At 62.4% G+C, this 16,597-nt stretch carries 14 protein-coding genes; 13 read left to right on the top strand and 1 reads right to left on the bottom strand.

The window, feature by feature from the left end; genetic code table 11:
- Positions 1-15 precede the first annotated feature (15 nt).
- From atpG to LBW87_RS18890, 5 genes are all read left to right on the top strand, one after another.
- Positions 16-885: a F0F1 ATP synthase subunit gamma gene (gene atpG, locus LBW87_RS18910; protein WP_225203013.1), complete on the top strand. Its 870-nt coding sequence runs from the start codon at positions 16-18 to the stop codon at positions 883-885.
- Between the two features lie 50 nt (positions 886-935).
- Complete coding sequence (gene atpD / locus LBW87_RS18905; RefSeq protein WP_225203012.1) at positions 936-2,336, top strand: F0F1 ATP synthase subunit beta; 1,401 nt, start codon at positions 936-938, stop codon at positions 2,334-2,336.
- Between the two features lie 66 nt (positions 2,337-2,402).
- Complete coding sequence (locus tag LBW87_RS18900; protein WP_008111583.1) at positions 2,403-2,825, top strand: F0F1 ATP synthase subunit epsilon; 423 nt, start codon at positions 2,403-2,405, stop codon at positions 2,823-2,825.
- A 157-nt stretch (positions 2,826-2,982) separates the two neighbouring features.
- Positions 2,983-3,423, top strand: a complete 441-nt coding sequence (locus LBW87_RS18895; protein ID WP_225203011.1) for a CoA-binding protein — start codon at positions 2,983-2,985, stop codon at positions 3,421-3,423.
- A gap of 35 nt (positions 3,424-3,458) precedes the next feature.
- Positions 3,459-4,271: a polyphosphate kinase 2 family protein gene (locus LBW87_RS18890; protein WP_225203010.1), complete on the top strand. Its 813-nt coding sequence runs from the start codon at positions 3,459-3,461 to the stop codon at positions 4,269-4,271.
- Between the two features lie 645 nt (positions 4,272-4,916).
- On the opposite strand, the gene LBW87_RS18885 is transcribed toward LBW87_RS18890, so the two are convergent.
- On the bottom strand, positions 4,917-5,705 hold the full coding sequence (locus LBW87_RS18885; RefSeq protein ID WP_225203009.1) for a transporter substrate-binding domain-containing protein: 789 nt from the start codon (positions 5,703-5,705) through the stop codon (positions 4,917-4,919).
- A gap of 153 nt (positions 5,706-5,858) precedes the next feature.
- Between LBW87_RS18885 and gabD the strand changes: the two genes are divergently transcribed.
- The 8 genes from gabD to fmt all read left to right on the top strand — a co-directional run bounded on the left by gabD (position 5,859) and on the right by fmt (position 16,589).
- Complete coding sequence (gabD, locus tag LBW87_RS18880; RefSeq protein WP_225203008.1) at positions 5,859-7,313, top strand: NADP-dependent succinate-semialdehyde dehydrogenase; 1,455 nt, start codon at positions 5,859-5,861, stop codon at positions 7,311-7,313.
- A gap of 123 nt (positions 7,314-7,436) precedes the next feature.
- Complete coding sequence (gene hemE / locus LBW87_RS18875) at positions 7,437-8,516, top strand: uroporphyrinogen decarboxylase (protein WP_225203007.1); 1,080 nt, start codon at positions 7,437-7,439, stop codon at positions 8,514-8,516.
- Between the two features lie 652 nt (positions 8,517-9,168).
- Entirely contained in the window at positions 9,169-11,283 is a 2,115-nt protein-coding gene (locus LBW87_RS18870) for a primosomal protein N' (RefSeq protein ID WP_225203006.1), read from the top strand.
- Between the two features lie 194 nt (positions 11,284-11,477).
- The gene (gene argS / locus LBW87_RS18865) at positions 11,478-13,217 is read left to right on the top strand and encodes an arginine--tRNA ligase (RefSeq protein WP_225203005.1); all 1,740 of its coding nucleotides are present in this window, start codon (positions 11,478-11,480) and stop codon (positions 13,215-13,217) included.
- Positions 13,218-13,257: 40 nt separating this feature from the next.
- On the top strand, positions 13,258-13,899 hold the full coding sequence (locus LBW87_RS18860) for an SPOR domain-containing protein (protein ID WP_225203004.1): 642 nt from the start codon (positions 13,258-13,260) through the stop codon (positions 13,897-13,899).
- A gap of 129 nt (positions 13,900-14,028) precedes the next feature.
- The gene (locus LBW87_RS18855) at positions 14,029-14,736 is read left to right on the top strand and encodes a thiol:disulfide interchange protein DsbA/DsbL (RefSeq protein WP_225203003.1); all 708 of its coding nucleotides are present in this window, start codon (positions 14,029-14,031) and stop codon (positions 14,734-14,736) included.
- Positions 14,737-14,820: 84 nt separating this feature from the next.
- Positions 14,821-15,621, top strand: a complete 801-nt coding sequence (locus tag LBW87_RS18850) for an SDR family oxidoreductase (protein WP_225203002.1) — start codon at positions 14,821-14,823, stop codon at positions 15,619-15,621.
- A 14-nt stretch (positions 15,622-15,635) separates the two neighbouring features.
- Positions 15,636-16,589 (top strand): methionyl-tRNA formyltransferase, encoded by a 954-nt coding sequence (fmt, locus tag LBW87_RS18845; protein WP_225203001.1) that lies wholly within the window; start codon positions 15,636-15,638, stop codon positions 16,587-16,589.
- The last annotated feature ends 8 nt before the right edge of the window (positions 16,590-16,597 follow it).

Genomic DNA, 16,597 nt, shown 5'->3' with positions numbered 1-16,597 from the left:
TAAGGAGTCTTACTCATGGCTACAGGTAAAGAGATACGTGGCAAGATCAAGAGCGTAGAAAATACGAAGAAGATCACCAAGGCGATGGAAATGGTCGCGGCATCCAAAATGCGCAAGGCGCAGGACCGGATGCACGCTGCCCGCCCATACAGCGACAAGATCCGCAATATTGCGGCCAACCTGTCGCAGGCCAATCCGGAATACACGCATCCGTTCATGGTCAAGCAGGATACTGCCAAGCGTGTTGGTTTCATCGTCGTCACGACCGACAAGGGTCTGTGCGGCGGCATGAATACCAACTCGCTGCGTCTGCTGACCGCGAAGATTCGTGAACTGGAAGGCCAGAGCCTTGCAATCGAGACCGTTGCCATTGGCAACAAGGGTCTCGGTTTTCTGAATCGTATTGGCGCCCGTGTGGCCGCCAACGTGACGCAATTGGGCGATACGCCTCATCTGGAAAAGCTGATCGGCCCCGTCAAGGTGCTGCTCGATGCCTACCAGGAAGGCAAGCTGGACGCGGTGTACCTGGTGTACACCAAGTTCATCAACACGATGCGCCAGGAAGCAACCCTGCAACAGCTGCTGCCGCTGACCAGCGACAAGCTCAAGGCTGATGAAGGATCGCATTCCTGGGATTACATCTACGAGCCCGATGTGCAAAGCGTGGTGGACGAGCTGCTGGTGCGTTACGTCGAAGCACTGATCTACCAGGCTGTCGCTGAAAACATGGCGTCCGAGCAATCGGCGCGGATGGTGGCGATGAAGGCTGCGAGCGACAACGCCGGCAGCGTGATCGGAGAGCTGAAGCTGGTCTACAACAAGACCCGCCAGGCAGCGATCACCAAAGAGCTGTCGGAAATCGTCGCCGGTGCGGCTGCGGTCTGACGTCACGCACGCGAATCAGAATTTAAATTTTACCTATTGAAGGAACGAAAATGGCTGATGGCAAAATCGTTCAGTGTATCGGCGCTGTGGTGGACGTAGAGTTCCCGCGCAATGCGATGCCCAAGATTTACGATGCCTTGAAATTGGAAGGTTCTGACCTGACCCTGGAAGTCCAGCAACAGCTGGGCGACGGCGTGGTTCGCACCATTGCTCTGGGTTCGTCTGACGGTCTGCGCCGCGGCCTGACCATCACGAACACCGGCAAGGGAATCACCGTGCCAGTGGGCACCGCGACCCTGGGTCGTATCATGGACGTGCTGGGCAACCCGATCGACGAATGCGGTCCGGTGAGCCACGCGCAAACCGCCCAGATCCACCGCAAGGCTCCTGCATACGACGAACTGTCGCCGTCGCAGGAACTGCTGGAAACCGGCATCAAGGTGATTGACCTGGTGTGCCCGTTTGCCAAGGGCGGCAAGGTCGGCCTGTTCGGCGGCGCCGGCGTGGGCAAGACCGTGAACATGATGGAACTGATCAACAACATCGCCAAGGCGCACAGCGGTCTGTCCGTGTTCGCCGGTGTTGGTGAGCGTACCCGTGAAGGTAACGACTTCTATCACGAAATGGCAGAAGCCAAGGTGGTGGACCTGGAAAACCCGGCCAACTCCAAGGTGGCCATGGTCTACGGTCAGATGAACGAACCGCCGGGCAACCGTCTGCGCGTGGCGCTGACCGGCCTGACCATCGCTGAAGGTTTCCGCGATGAAGGCAAGGACGTGCTGTTCTTCGTCGACAACATCTATCGCTACACACTGGCCGGTACCGAAGTGTCGGCGCTGCTGGGTCGTATGCCTTCGGCCGTGGGCTACCAGCCTACGCTGGCTGAAGAAATGGGCCGTCTGCAAGAGCGTATCACCTCGACCAAGACCGGTTCGATCACATCGATCCAGGCCGTCTACGTGCCAGCCGATGACTTGACCGACCCGTCGCCAGCTACCACCTTTGCTCACTTGGACTCGACCGTCGTTCTGTCGCGTGACATCGCTTCGCTGGGTATCTACCCTGCGGTCGATCCACTCGATTCGACTTCGCGCCAGCTGGACCCGCAAGTGGTCGGCCAGGAACACTACGAGACCGCCCGTTCGGTCCAGGGTATCCTGCAGCGCTACAAGGAACTGCGCGACATCATCGCGATTCTGGGCATGGACGAACTGGCTCCGGAAGACAAGCTGCTGGTGGCGCGTGCACGTAAGATGCAGCGTTTCCTGTCGCAACCGTTCCACGTTGCTGAAGTGTTTACCGGTTCGCCTGGCAAGTACGTTTCGCTCAAGGACACGATCAAGGGCTTCAAGATGATCGCCAGCGGCGAACTCGATCACCTGCCGGAACAAGCGTTCTACATGGTCGGCACGATCGACGAAGCAATCGAAAAAGCCAAGAAGATCAACTAATCCGATTGGTTGATCCTGGGCGCCATTCCCGCGCAAGCGGGGATGGTCAACCGGATAGGAAACGACATGGCACATACAATTCACGTTGACGTGGTCTCTGCCGAAGAAGAAATCTTCTCCGGCGAAGCCGAGTTCGTCGCGTTGCCGGGTGAAGCGGGCGAGCTGGGGATCTATCCCCGTCACACTCCGCTGATCACGCGCATCAAGCCGGGCGCCGTGCGCATCAAGGTGCCGGGCCAGGCAGCTGACGAATTCGTGTTCGTCGCTGGCGGCTTGCTGGAAGTGCAGCCGGATTCCGTGACCGTGCTGGCCGACACCGCGATCCGCGGCGCCGACCTGGACGAAGCCAAGGCAGCCGAAGCCAAGAAACTGGCAGAGGAAGCACTGGCCAATCGCGATTCGAAGATCGACTACGCAGCAGCCCAGGCCGAACTGGCCGCGGCAGTGGCGCAGTTGGCGGCGATCCAGAAGTTGCGTCAGAAGCGCTGATTCGTCAGCGCGGCCGTTCTTCGGGACGGCAGGCAATATCGTCAAAAGGCAGCTTCGGCTGCCTTTTTTCATGGGCGCAGGTTTGAGCGGCGCGCTGTCGCAATCATGGGTTTCGGGTACAGTCATCAGCTTGACTAACGCAATCTTGGGAGCACAGATGGCATCAGCGCTTTCTTCATCCGCAACATCCACCAAGCCGGTGATTGCCGTGGTCGGCTTGTCCAATCGTCCCGAACGCGCCAGTTTCGATGTGGCGGCCTATATGCAGGACGCCGGCTACCGGATCGTCGCCGTCAATCCGATGTATGCCGGCCAGACCATTCTCGGCGAGCATTGTCACGCCAGCCTGGCTGATGCTGCGACCGCCGTGGCGGCCGAGGACCAGCGTATTTCGATTGTCGATTGCTTCCGCAAATCGGCCGATATCCCACCGGTGGTCGATGAAGCGATCGCCATCGGCGCCGACTGCGTGTGGATGCAACTCGACATCGTGCACGAAGCGGCAGCTGCCAAGGCGCGCGCGGCCGGCTTGACGGTGATCATGGACAAGTGCATCAAGATCGAACACCGTGTCGGCAACCATCTGGGCGTACTGTGATCCCAGCACTTCATCCCTCACCATAAAGAGACCTCATGGCAAAGAAGATCGCGCCCGGCTTCACCATCGATTCACGAACCCAGATCAAGGATGCGCAAGCTGCGACCCGACCGCTGTCGAGTGGCGACAAGGAAGCCGACCGCGCCGAGGTAAGCCGCCTGGCCGACGCCATCGGGCTGCAGCAGCAAATGCTGTACGCCAGCCGCCAGCAGAAGGTGCTGGTGATATTGCAGGGGATGGATACCAGCGGCAAGGACGGCACCGTCAATGACGTGTTTGCGGGCGTCAATCCGCAGGGCATTCGCATCGCCAACTTCAAGGCGCCCAGTGCGCTTGAGCTACAGCACGATTACCTGTGGCGTATTCATCAGCAGGTGCCGGTGGCCGGCGAGATTGCGGTGTTCAACCGCAGCCATTATGAGGATGTGCTGATCACCCGGGTGCACGACTGGATCGACCAGCGCGAGTGCAAGCGACGCTATGCCCAGATCAACGACTTCGAGCGGATGCTGAGCGAAACCGGCACGGTGATCCTGAAGTTCTTCCTGCACATCTCCAAGGCCGAACAGAAGAGCCGCCTGCAGGCCCGCATCGACGATCCCAGCAAGCACTGGAAATTCGAAATGGGCGACATCGAGGAGCGCAAGTTCTGGGATGGCTACCAGCAGGCCTATCAGAACGCCCTGCGCGCTACCAGCACTGCCCATGCGCCCTGGATCATGGTACCGGCCGATTCCAAGACCCACCGTAACCTGGTGGTGGCCAATGTGGTGCTGGAAACCCTGCAGGCGTTGAAGTTGAAGTTTCCCGATCCCAAGCCGGAGCTGAAGAAGCTCAAGTTCGACTGAATAGTGTGCGTATGTCGTATGGGGTGGTGGGGAAGGCGGGGACGTAAAACTAACTTCGTCATGCCGGTGAAATAGGCGCCGAGCCCAAAACAACCTCGTCGTCCCGGCGCAGGCCGGGACCCAGTGACTTCCGTCGTGCGCTGGCTGCCGTTACAAGTCGCTGGGTCCTGACTTTCGTCAGGACGACGGAAGTAGTAGGGAAGGCACGGACGTAAAACTAACTTCGCCATGCCGGTGGAATAGGCCGCGATCCCAAAGCAACCTCGTCGTCCCGGCGCAGGCCGGGACCCAGTGACTTTCGCCGTGACCTGGTTACCGTTACAAGTCGCTGGGTCCTGACTTTCGTCAGGACGACGGAAGTAGTGGGAAGGCGGGGACGTAAAACTAACTTCGCCATGCCGGTGGAATAGTCCCCGATCCCAAAACAGCCTCGTCGTCCCGGCGCAGGCCGGGACCCAGTGACTTCCGTCGTGCCCTGGCTGCCGTTACAAGTCGCTGGGTCCTGACTTTCGTCAGGACGACGGAAGTAGTGGGGAAGGCACAGACGTAAAACCAACTTCGTCATGCCGGTGGAATAGTCCCCGAGCCCAAAAAAACCTCGTCGTCCCGGCGCAGGCCGGGACCCAGTGACTTACCGCACGCCGCTCACTTCAGCCACTTGTCGAACACCCGCTGATATTCGCCGGTCTCCTTGGCCAGGTGCAGCCAGGCGTCGACGTACTCCTTGAACGCCACATCGCCACGCGGCAGCATGAAGGCCTTTTCGGCGAATTGCAGTGGATGCTCGGGATTGACCGGGCACAGCTCCGGATGCAGCTTGGCCTGCCACAGCGTTTCGCTGGCATCGGTCACCATCACATCGGCGCGACCATCGACGATCTGCTGGAAGATGGTGACGTTGTCAGGGTGCAGCAGCAGCGTGGCACGCTTGTAGTTGGCCCGCGCGAAACGCTCGTTGGTGCCGCCCGGATTGACGATGGCGCGCGTGCCCGGCTGGTCGATGGCCTCGAAGCTGGTGAATTTCTGGCGGTCTGCGCAACGTACGATGGGCGACTTGCCGTCCACCATGTGCGGCGCCGAGAAGGCAGCCTTCTTCTGCCGCTCCAGCGTGATCGATACGCCGCCCATGGCCACATCGCATTGCGCGATGAAGTCGTTCATCAGCGTGCTCCAGGTGGTCTTGATGAACTGCGCTTCCACCCCCAGCGACTTGGCCAGCGATTGCGCCAGCTCGACATCGATGCCCTCGAACTGCTGGTCGGGCCGATAGAAGGTGAAAGGCTTGTAGTCGCCGGTCATGCAGACGCGCAATTTTCCCGACGCCAGCACGCGGTCCAGGCGCGAGCCGTCAGGCTCTGCCGCCAGCGCGGGTTGAAAGAGCAGTGAGGATAAGGCGAAGCCGGCCAGAAGCACGGCATGGATGAGCTTGATCATGTTGTTGTCTCCGTCAGGTTTTATTGGCGATGCCATTTTTTTTTGCGACCTGATCATAGCAGGACTTGCCCCCGCTGTAGGACATCGCGCCGATTCTGAACTCCCTCGCCTGGTCGCCTCTAATTGCTGATACGAACGCTCAAGGAGAACCGCATGATCAAGCTCAAGGACCCGGCGCTGTTGCGCCAGCAAGCCTATCTCGATGGCAAGTGGGTGGACGCCGATGGCGGCCAGACCACCGCCGTGAAGAATCCGGCCAACGGTGAAGTGATCGGCTCGGTGCCCAAGATGGGTGTCGCCGAAACCCGGCGCGCCATCGAGGCCGCTAACGCCGCCTGGAAAGACTGGCGCACCAAGACGGCTGCCGAGCGCGGCCGTATCCTGCGCAAGTGGAGCGAGCTGATGCTGGCCAATACCGATGACCTGGCGTTGATCATGACGCTCGAGCAAGGCAAACCGCTGACCGAATCGAAGGGCGAGATCGGCTATGCCGCGTCGTTCATCGAGTGGTTCGGCGAAGAGGCAAAGCGGGCCTATGGCGACGTCATCCCGGCGCCGCTGGCGGGCAGCCGCATCGTCGTCACCAAGGAACCGATCGGCGTGTGCGCTGCCATCACGCCGTGGAATTTCCCGGCTGCGATGATTACCCGCAAGGCTGGCCCGGCGCTGGCCGCAGGCTGTCCGATGGTGCTCAAGCCGGCCGGCGCCACGCCGTTCTCGGCATTGGCGCTGGCGGTGCTGGCCGAGCGCGCTGGCGTGCCGCCGGGCGTGTTCAGCGTAGTGACTGGCTCGTCCTCCGAGATCGGCGGCGAGATGACCGCCAATCCACTGGTGCGCAAGCTGTCCTTTACCGGCTCCACCGATACCGGGCGCAAGCTGATGGCGCAATCGGCGCCCACCATCAAGAAGCTGTCGCTGGAACTGGGCGGCAATGCGCCCTTCATTGTGTTCGACGACGCCGATCTCGATGCCGCCGTCGAGGGCGCCATCGCCTCCAAGTTTCGCAACACCGGGCAGACCTGCGTCTGCGCCAACCGGATCTATGTGCAGGACGGCGTCTACGACGATTTCGCGGCCCGGCTGGTGACGGCGGTCGGCAAGCTCAAGGTCGGCGATGGATTGGAGTCGGGCGTCACGCTCGGACCCCTCATCAACAGCGATGCCGTGGACAAGGTCGAGCAGCATATCGCCGACGCCACCCAACATGGCGCCCGGGTGTTGCTGGGCGGTAAGCGACATGCCTTGGGCGGGACCTTCTTCGAACCGACGGTGCTGGCCGACATGACGCCGACGATGCTGGTCGCGCGCGAAGAAACCTTCGGCCCGGTGGCGCCGCTGTTTCGCTTCAAGACCGATGACGAGGCCCTGCGCCTGGCCAATGATTCGGAATTCGGCCTGGCCAGCTACTTCTATTCGCGCGACATCGGCCGCATCTGGCGTGTCGCCGATGGGCTCGAGAGCGGCATGGTGGGCATCAATACCGGGCTGATCTCCAACGAAGTCGCACCGTTTGGCGGCGTCAAGCAATCAGGGCTGGGGCGCGAAGGCTCGCACTACGGGCTGGATGACTACATGGTGGTCAAGTACCTGTGCATGGGCGGGATCTGAATCCGGCCCGGGGGCGACCTGGATCAAACCCGGTGCCCTTGGCTGGCCGCTGGCAGCGACAACACCGGGGACAGATCGCAATTGAATGAGATAATGGCGAATTGCTGTTGATAGGCCCGCCACATGTCCCGATTCGCCCCCCTCAAGAACGACACCTTTTTGCGCGCGCTGCTGCGCCAACCTACCGAGTACACCCCGCTGTGGCTGATGCGCCAGGCGGGTCGCTACTTGCCGGAATACCGGGCCACCCGCGCCCGCGCCGGCTCCTTCATGGGCCTGGCGACCAATCCCGACTACGCCACCGAAGTCACGCTGCAGCCGCTGGAGCGCTATCCGCTGGATGCTGCCATCCTGTTCTCGGACATCCTGACCGTGCCGGATGCGATGGGACTGGAGCTGTTCTTCGTCGAAGGCGAAGGCCCCAAGTTCCGGCACCCGCTGCGCGACGAGGCAGCGGTGCGCGCCTTGCAGGTGCCCGACCTGGAGAAGCTTGATTATGTCTTCAAGGCAGTCACGCAGATCCGTCAGGAACTGGACGGCCGGGTGCCGCTGATCGGTTTTTCCGGCAGCCCCTGGACGCTGGCCTGCTACATGGTCGAAGGCGGTGGTTCGGACGACTTCCGGCTGGTCAAGACCATGCTGTATGACCGTCCCGACCTGATGCACCACATCCTCAGGACCAACGCTGCGGCGGTAGCCGCCTACCTGAACGCGCAGATCGACGCTGGCGCCCAGGCCGTGATGATATTCGATACCTGGGGTGGGGCGCTGGCCGATGGCATCTACCAGGAATTCTCCCTGGCCTATATGGCCGAAGTGCTGCGCCAGCTCAAGCGCGAGCATGATGGCGTGCGTATTCCGGCCATTGTATTCACCAAGGGCGGTGGCCTGTGGCTGGAGCAGATCGCCGATATCGGTCCCGATGCCGTCGGTCTGGACTGGACCGTGAACCTGGGCGACGCCCGCCGCCGGGTAGGCGACAAGGTCGCGCTGCAGGGCAACCTCGACCCCAACGTGCTGTTTGCGGGAGATGAGGCGATCCGTGCCGAAGTGCGCAAGCTGCTTGAGTCCTTTGGTGCGCCCTCGGCCGGCAGCGGCCACGTGTTCAACCTTGGCCACGGCATCTCGCAATTCACGCCGCCCGAGGCCGTCTCGACGCTGTCGGCAGCGGTCCACGAGATCAGTCGGTCCCTGCGCGGGTAATATCGTGGCGGCTAAACTTATGCACATCCGGGCGCCGAACCCGGGTGCGTAAATTTTATATCGTCATGCGCTTTTGTTTACCTGCGGTTGCTAGGTAAGTCATTGATTTTATTGGGAATTATTTTTGCTGCGGTTTTGGGCAAAAGCCCGTAGAAGGCTTGCTGACGTGGGTTGCGGGGCTGTCAATAGGCACTTCTCAACATAGTTATCCACAGTAATTGTGAATAAACGTAAAAGCGCTTAGTAAACCGGTATTTATCGAGCCTTCTAACGTTTCACATTAAGTTTGTAGGACAGTGCCCGGCAATCCGTCGTCAGAAATTTGCGGTCAGCAGGGTGCGCTGGATGCTTGACAAATGCCTGTTTCGCTCTTTGAACTTTGTACTTATGCACATTTAAAGCGGGCGGTTTATTCGAAAAAAAATATTTCAAGATTATTTCGCGGACGAGAATGCGTTTTGCAAGTCATTGATTTAATTGGATAATATTTTTTCGCCGGAAATGGGGTGTGCGCCAGGAGCCGCGACGGGACTGGCTGTACGGCTGTCAAGTGGGAGTTGCCCACAAAGTTATCCACAGGCTTTGTGGATAGTCTAAAAAACATCAATGAAACCAAGGCTTAGGCCAGTTTCTCAGGAATTACATTAAGTCCGTGGAACAGTGCATCCTCAAGGTCGCCCTCGACACCCCCTTGCATACCGTGTTCGATTATCGCTGGCCGATGTTGCCGGGCGAGGCGGTGCCGCAGGTCGGTCAACTGGTGGTGGTGCCCTTCGGCCGGCGCGAGGCCATGGGCGTGGTCACGGCCGTGGCGGCGCAGACCGAGCTGGCCGCCGACAAGATCAAGGACGTGGTCGCGCTGCGGGCGCAGTTGCCGCCGGTGTCGCCGCAATGGCTGGCGTTGTGCGGGTTTGCTGCCGATTATTACCAGCGTCCGCTGGGTGAGGTGATGCTGCCGGCGCTGCCCAAGAACCTGCGCGCCCTCACCACGGTGGCGCTGGACAAGGCGCTCAAGGCATTGGGTCACCTGCCGTCGGCGCCCCCCAAACGGCGGGCACGGGCACGTCCCGTCGCAGACGAAGCGTTACCCGAGAATCCGCCCGATCCGCTGCAGTTTGGCGAGGCGCCTCCGCTCAATGCATCCCAGCAAGAAGCCGTCGACGCCATCGCACAGGCAGAGGGGTTTGCCCCGCTGCTGTTGTATGGCGTGACCGGCAGCGGCAAGACCGAGGTCTACCTGCAGGCGGCGGCGGCGCTGTTGCGCCGGGCCGCAGAAAACGGCCAGGTGAGCGGCGTCGTGCCGGCGCAGATCCTGATCCTGGTGCCCGAAATCAATCTCACGCCCCAGCTCGAGGGCAATATCCGCGCACGCTTTCCGCATCTCAACGTGGTGGCGCTGCATAGCGGCCTGGCCGAGGGCGAGCGTGCGCGCAACTGGCTGGCGGCGCATCTGGGGCAGGCCCACATCGTGCTCGGCACCCGACTGGCGATCCTGTCTTCGTTGCCGGCGCTGCGCATGATCGTGATCGACGAAGAGCACGATCCTTCGTACAAGCAGCAGGAGGGCCTGCGCTACTCGGCGCGTGATCTGGCGATCTGGCGCGCCCATCAACTTGGCATACCGGTGGTGCTGGGATCGGCCACGCCGTCGCTGGAAACCTGGCACCACGCCCAGGCCGGCCGCTACCGGCGTCTCGAGTTGCGCCAGCGCGCGGTGCAGCAAGCGGTATTGCCCAAGGTGGGCGTGATCGACATGGAGCGCGACAAGCCCACCGACGGCTTGACCTCGACCTTGATCGGCGCCCTGCGCAAGCGGCTCGAGAACGGCGAGCAATCGCTGCTGTTCCTGAACCGGCGCGGCTATGCGCCGGTGCTGTCGTGCGACGCCTGCGGCTGGATCAGCAACTGCATGCGCTGCGATGCCTTCATGGTGGTGCACCGCCCGGAGCGTCGTCTGCGCTGTCACCATTGCAGCCTCGAATTGCACATTCCCAAGTCATGCCCGACCTGCGGCAACGTCGACCTGCAACCGCTGGGGCGAGGTACCCAGCGGGTCGAAGAGGGCCTGCAGTCGATTTTTCCGCAGGCGCGGGTGTTGCGCATCGATGCCGATTCGACCCGCCTGAAGGGTTCGGCCCAACTGGCGTTCGACAGCGTGCACCGGGGCGAGGTCGATATCCTGGTCGGCACCCAGATGGTGGCCAAGGGACACGATTTCAAAAAGCTGACGCTGGTGGGCGTGCTCAATCCCGATACCGCCCTGTTCTCGCACGACTATCGCGCCAGCGAGCGGCTGTTCGCGCAGCTGATGCAGGTGGCCGGGCGTGCCGGGCGCGCCGGGCTGTCGGCCGACGGCAGCGCCGGCGAAGTGCTGATCCAGACGCGATACCCGCATCACCCGCTGTACCAGGCGGTGATGCGTCACGACTACGATGGCTTCGCCGGCGACCTGCTGGACGAGCGACGCCAGGCGTATTTCCCGCCGTTCATGTACCAGGCGCTGTTGCGGGCCGAGGCGCGCGAGCTCGACCTGGCGCTGGGTTTCCTGAGCGATGCGGCGGCGCTGCTCGACTGGCCCGGGGTCACCGTGAACGAACCGATCCCGATGACCATGATGCGGGTGGCCAACGTCGAACGCGCCCAATTGTTGGTGGAATGCGCTTCGCGCCCGGCCTTGCAGGCTTTCCTGCGCGAATGGCTGGCCTTGCTGCGACAACAGAAGAGTCGGGTGCGCTGGTCGCTGGAGGTCGATCCGGTCGACATATGAAGCCGCGCCTGAGTCCCGGTGTAAATCATTGCCTGTCAGGCAACTAAGTCGACGGCACGCAATGAGGGGCCCGGGGCGCGCAAAGCGGAGCCGCTAGCCGGTATAATCGCGGCTGCTCAACCAATTCGAAGCGATTCGTTCCGGCGCTACCCCAAGCGATGCGCCGCAGTGCTTCCGCCTTACCAGTCATTCCCATGCTCGCTCAACAGAAACAACAAATTGCCGACCTGTTTTCGTCCGCGCTCAAGCCCTTGGTCGCCGGCTCCGACCTGCAACCGACCATCACGCTGGAGCGCCCGCGTGATGTGACGCACGGCGACATCGCCTGCAACATCGCCATGCAACTGGCCAAGCCCCTCAAGAAGAATCCGCGTGAGCTGGCCCAGGCCATCGTCGCCGCGGTGTTGGCCGATCCGGCGCGCGAAGGCCTGGTCGAGTCGGTCGAGATCGCCGGCCCCGGCTTCATCAACCTGCGCGTGGCGGCCGCCGCCAAGCAGGCAGTGGTCAAGGCCATTCACGCGCAGGGCAGCAACTTCGGACGTAGCGACGCCGGCGCCGGCAAAAAGGTGTTGGTCGAGTTTGTCTCGGCCAACCCGACCGGGCCATTGCACGTGGGCCACGGACGCCAGGGCGCGCTGGGCGATGCCATGTCGTCGCTGCTGCAAGTGCAGGGCTATGAGGTCTTGCGCGAGTTCTACTACAACGATGCCGGGGTTCAGATCGCGACCCTGGCCACTTCGGTGCAGGCACGCGCACGCGGCTACAAGCCGGGCGACAGCGAATGGCCTGAAGCGGCCTATAACGGCGACTACATCGGCGACATCGCGCGCGATTTCCTGGCCGGCAAGACCGTCTCGGCCAGCGATGGCGAGCCGACCACTGCCAGCGGCGATGTCGAAGACATCGAATCGATCCGCCGCTTCGCCGTCACCTACCTGCGCCACGAACAGGATCTCGACCTGCAAGCCTTCGGCGTCAAGTTCGATAACTATTACCTCGAGTCGTCGCTCTATCGCGAAGGCAAGGTGGCTTCTGCGGTGGATGCCCTGATCGCCGCCGGCAAGACCTACGAACTCGATGGCGCGCTGTGGCTGCGCACCACCGACTATGGCGACGACAAGGATCGCGTCATGAAGAAGACCGACGGCACTTATACGTATTTCGTGCCCGACGTCGCCTACCACATCAACAAATGGCAGCGTGGTTACGGCAAGGTCATCAATATCCAGGGCAGCGATCACCACGGCACCATCGCGCGCGTGCGCGCGGGGCTGCAGGCGGCCGGCGTCGGTATCCCCCTGGGTTACCCCGACTACGTGCTGCACAAGATGGTGACCGTCATGCGCAATGGCGAAGAGGTCAAGATTTCCAAGCGCGCCGGTTCCTATGTGACGCTGCGTGACCTGATCGAGTGGTCGACCGGCGCCGAGGACGACGCATCGGGCGCGCCGCGCGACCTGACACGCGGTCGCGATGCCGTGCGTTTCTTCCTGATCTCGCGCAAGGCCGATACCGAATTCGTGTTCGATGTCGACCTGGCCCTGGCGCAGTCCGACGAGAACCCGGTCTACTACGTCCAGTACGCGCATGCACGTATCTGCTCGGTGCTGGCGCAATGGGGCGGCGATGAATCCGAACTGCCGGCAGTGGCCGACCTGTCGCCGCTGACCTCGCCGCGCGAGGCCGCATTGCTGGCCAAGCTGGCCGAGTATCCCGAGATGCTGGCGCACGCGCTGCAAGAGCTGGGGCCGCACCAGGTGGCGTTCTATCTGCGCGATCTGGCAGGCGAACTGCATAGCTACTACAATGCGGAACGCGTGTTGGTCGATGATGTCCCAACCAGGTTCGCGCGTCTGGCCCTGATGGCCGCCACGCGCCAGGTGCTGCGCAACGGCCTGGCCCTGCTGGGTGTGTCCTCTCCGGCGCGCATGTAACTAACAACGTAAGCAACCCAAGCTGCTATCCAAGAAAACCGTGAAACAGTTGAACCTGAAACATCGCAAACAGGCTGGTGGCACTCTGCTGGGCCTGATCCTGGGCCTGATCGTCGGTCTCGGCATTGCCGTCGGCGTGGCGTTGATGATCACCAAGTCGCCGATCCCCTTCGTCAACAAGGTGACCCGCGCCGACCGTAGCGAGCCGACGCCGGCCCAGGCTGCCGACCCCAACCGTCCGCTGTATGGCAATCGCGACATCGCGCGCGATGCCGCCCGTGAGCAACAGCAGTCGGCGGCACCCGTGCCGCCCAACACCGCTGCGGCGCAACCGGTGCCGCCGGTGGCGCCTGCCGCACCGGTCACGCCGCCGGCGGCCAAGCCTGAGGCGCGCACTGCCGATGCCAAGCCGGCCGCGCCGGCCAAGAACGATGCGGCCGATGACAAGTGGACTTATTTCCTGCAGACCGGCGCCTTCCGCGAACAGGCTGATGCCGAGAGCGCGCGGGCACGCCTGGCGCTGCTCGGTTTCGAGGCCAAGGTCACCGAGCGATCGGCCGATACCGGCGTGCTGTATCGGGTGCGTATCGGTCCCTTCACGCAAGCCGAGACAATGAACCGTACCCGCAGCAAGCTGTCAGATAACGGGGTCGATGCGGCGATCGTACGCATTCCGAAATAATGTAAAGGCCAGCAAGGGCTTTGGGTGTTTCTGGCGACTGGGGATGGTCGCCAGCCATATCGAAGGCCAGGGAAGTCGCCCGACTTCCTCGCCAGGTTTTCTAATATTCATCACAGAAGGGTATAAGACATGCGTTTCTATCAACAGCTGCTGGCAGCAGTCAGTTTCGGCGTGCTGGCCTTGTCGGCCAGCGGCAATGTCGCCGCGTCGCCGGCCAATCCGCAGGTGGGCAGCGACTACCGCGTGCTGGAGCAGGCCCAGCCAACCGAGGTCGCCGGCAACAAGGTCGAGGTGATCGAGTTCTTCTGGTTCGATTGCCCGCACTGCGCCGCCTGGGATCCTTCACTGACGGCGTGGGTCAAGAAGCAGGGTGACAAGATCAATTTCAAGAAGGTGCCAGTGGCCTTCCGCGACACCTTCGTGCCGCAGCAGAAGCTGTATTACGCACTCGAAGCCATGGGCCGCGCCGAAGAACTGGCACCGAAGATCTTCCACGCCATCCACGTCGAGAACCAGCGCGTCAATACCGACAAGACCATCCTGGCCTATATCGAGAAGGCTGGCCTGGACAAGCAGAAATTCCTCGACCTGTATAACTCGTTCGGCGTACAGACCAAGGCACGACGCGCAGCCCAGCTGCAAGAAGCGTACAAGGTCGATGGCGTGCCGATGATCGCCATCGATGGCCGTTACGTGACTTCGCCGTCGGTAGTGGGTGTGGCGCTGGCCAACCAGCCTGAATCGATGCAGCAGGCCGCAGCGCTGCAAGTCATGGACCACCTGGTCAACAAGGTCGCAGCTGAAAAGAGCAGCGCACCGGCAGCCAAGAAAAAGTAAGTTTTTGCCAGACCAGAAACGGTCCGCGGTCCGCAAGGTCGCGGACCGTTTTCATTTGCTGCAGCGTCCAGGAAGGTGATCAAGATGAACCATAACGATGGCCGCGGCTTGCGGGTATTTCTGACCGGCGCCTCCAGCGGCATTGGCATGGCGCTGGCGCGCGCCTATGCCGGGCAGGGCGCCACGCTCGGCCTGGTGGCGCGACGCGCCAGCGAATTGACGGCTCTGCGCGATAGCTTGCCCGAGCCGCAGCGTCATCGCATCTATGTGCTCGACGTCACCGATCACGCGGCGTTGCAGGCGGCCGCCGACGACTTCATCGCGGCGCTGGACGGCGCCGATGTGGTGATCGCCAATGCCGGCATCTCGCAGGGAACGCTGACCGAGTTTCGCGAAGACCTGGCCGCTTTCGAGCGCATCATGGCAGTCAATGTGACCGCCACCTTCGCCACCTTCAGCCCTTTCGTGGCGCGCATGAAGTCGCTGCCAGAAGCGCAGCGTCGACGCTGCCGGCTGGTCGGCATCGGCAGCGTGGCCGGTATTCGCGGCTTGCCGGGGGCCGAGGCCTACAGCGCCTCCAAGGCTGCGGTGATCAGTTACTGCGAGTCGCTGCGGGTGGAGTTGCGTGCGGCCGGCATCAAGGTGGTGACCATCGCCCCCGGCTACATCGATACCCCGATGACGCGCGTCAATACCTACCGCATGCCTTTCTTGATGCCGCCTGATCAATTTGCCACGCGGGCGTTGCAGACCATCGCCGAGGGGCGCAGCTACCGCGTCATTCCGTGGCAGATGGGCGTCGTCGCCAAGGTGCTCAGGATGGCGCCCAACTGGTTGTACGATGCGGTGTTCGCACGGGCCCCGCACAAGCCACGCAATCTGTAATCCCAGGAGTCAACATGAAGATCATCTATGCCGGCACCCCCGAATTCGCGGCGGTGGCCCTCGAAGCACTCTATGCCGCCGGGCATGACATCACGCTGGTGCTGACCCAGCCCGATCGCCCGGCCGGGCGCGGCATGCAACTGCAGGCTTCGGCGGTGAAGCAATGCGCGCTGCGCCATGGCACGCCGGTGGCGCAGCCGGTGTCGCTGCGGCTGGACGGAAAATATCCGGAGGTGGCGCGCGAGGCGCATGCACTGCTGCACGCGACGCCGCACGATGTGATGGTGGTGGCCGCCTATGGCCTGATCCTGCCGCGCAGCGTGCTCGATATCGCGCCGCTGGGTTGCATCAACATCCACGGTTCGCTGCTGCCGCGCTGGCGTGGCGCCGCCCCCATCCATCGCGCCATCGAAGCCGGTGACACCGAGACCGGCATCACCATCATGCAGATGGAAGAGGGGCTCGATACCGGTCCGATGCTGAGCATCGAAAGCGTGCCGATCAGCGATGACGACACCACCGGCTCGTTGCACGACAAGCTGGCGGCGCTGGGCGGCAGGATGATCGTCGAGGCATTGGTCCGGCTGGAGCGTGGTGACTTGCCGGCCACGCCGCAACCCGAGGCCGGCGCCAACTACGCCGCCAAGATCGCCAAGGAAGAAGCCGCGCTCGACTTCACCCGGCCGGCGGAAGAGCTGGCGCGCAAGATCCGTGCGTTCAATCCTTTTCCGGGGGCGACCGGGCGCGTGGGCGACGCCGTCATCAAGCTGTGGCAGGCCAGGCCGGTGACGGCGGCCGCGTCGGGCGCAGCCGGCACTGTGTTGTCAGCCGATGCCCAGAACGGCATCGTGGTGGCGTGCGGCAGCGGGGCCTTGTTGCTGACCGAATTGCAAAAGCCGGGCGGCAAGCGCCTGGCCGCCAGCGAGTTTCTCAAGGGGTTTGCGCTCGAGGGGGCGCATTTCGCCTGATGGATATG

Origin of the sequence: Herbaspirillum sp. alder98, from assembly GCF_020179755.1 — a bacterium.
Lineage (GTDB): Bacteria > Pseudomonadota > Gammaproteobacteria > Burkholderiales > Burkholderiaceae_D > Herbaspirillum.
Note: the sequence above shows the minus strand (reverse complement) of the source record. Positions and strands in the feature narration are given on the sequence as shown.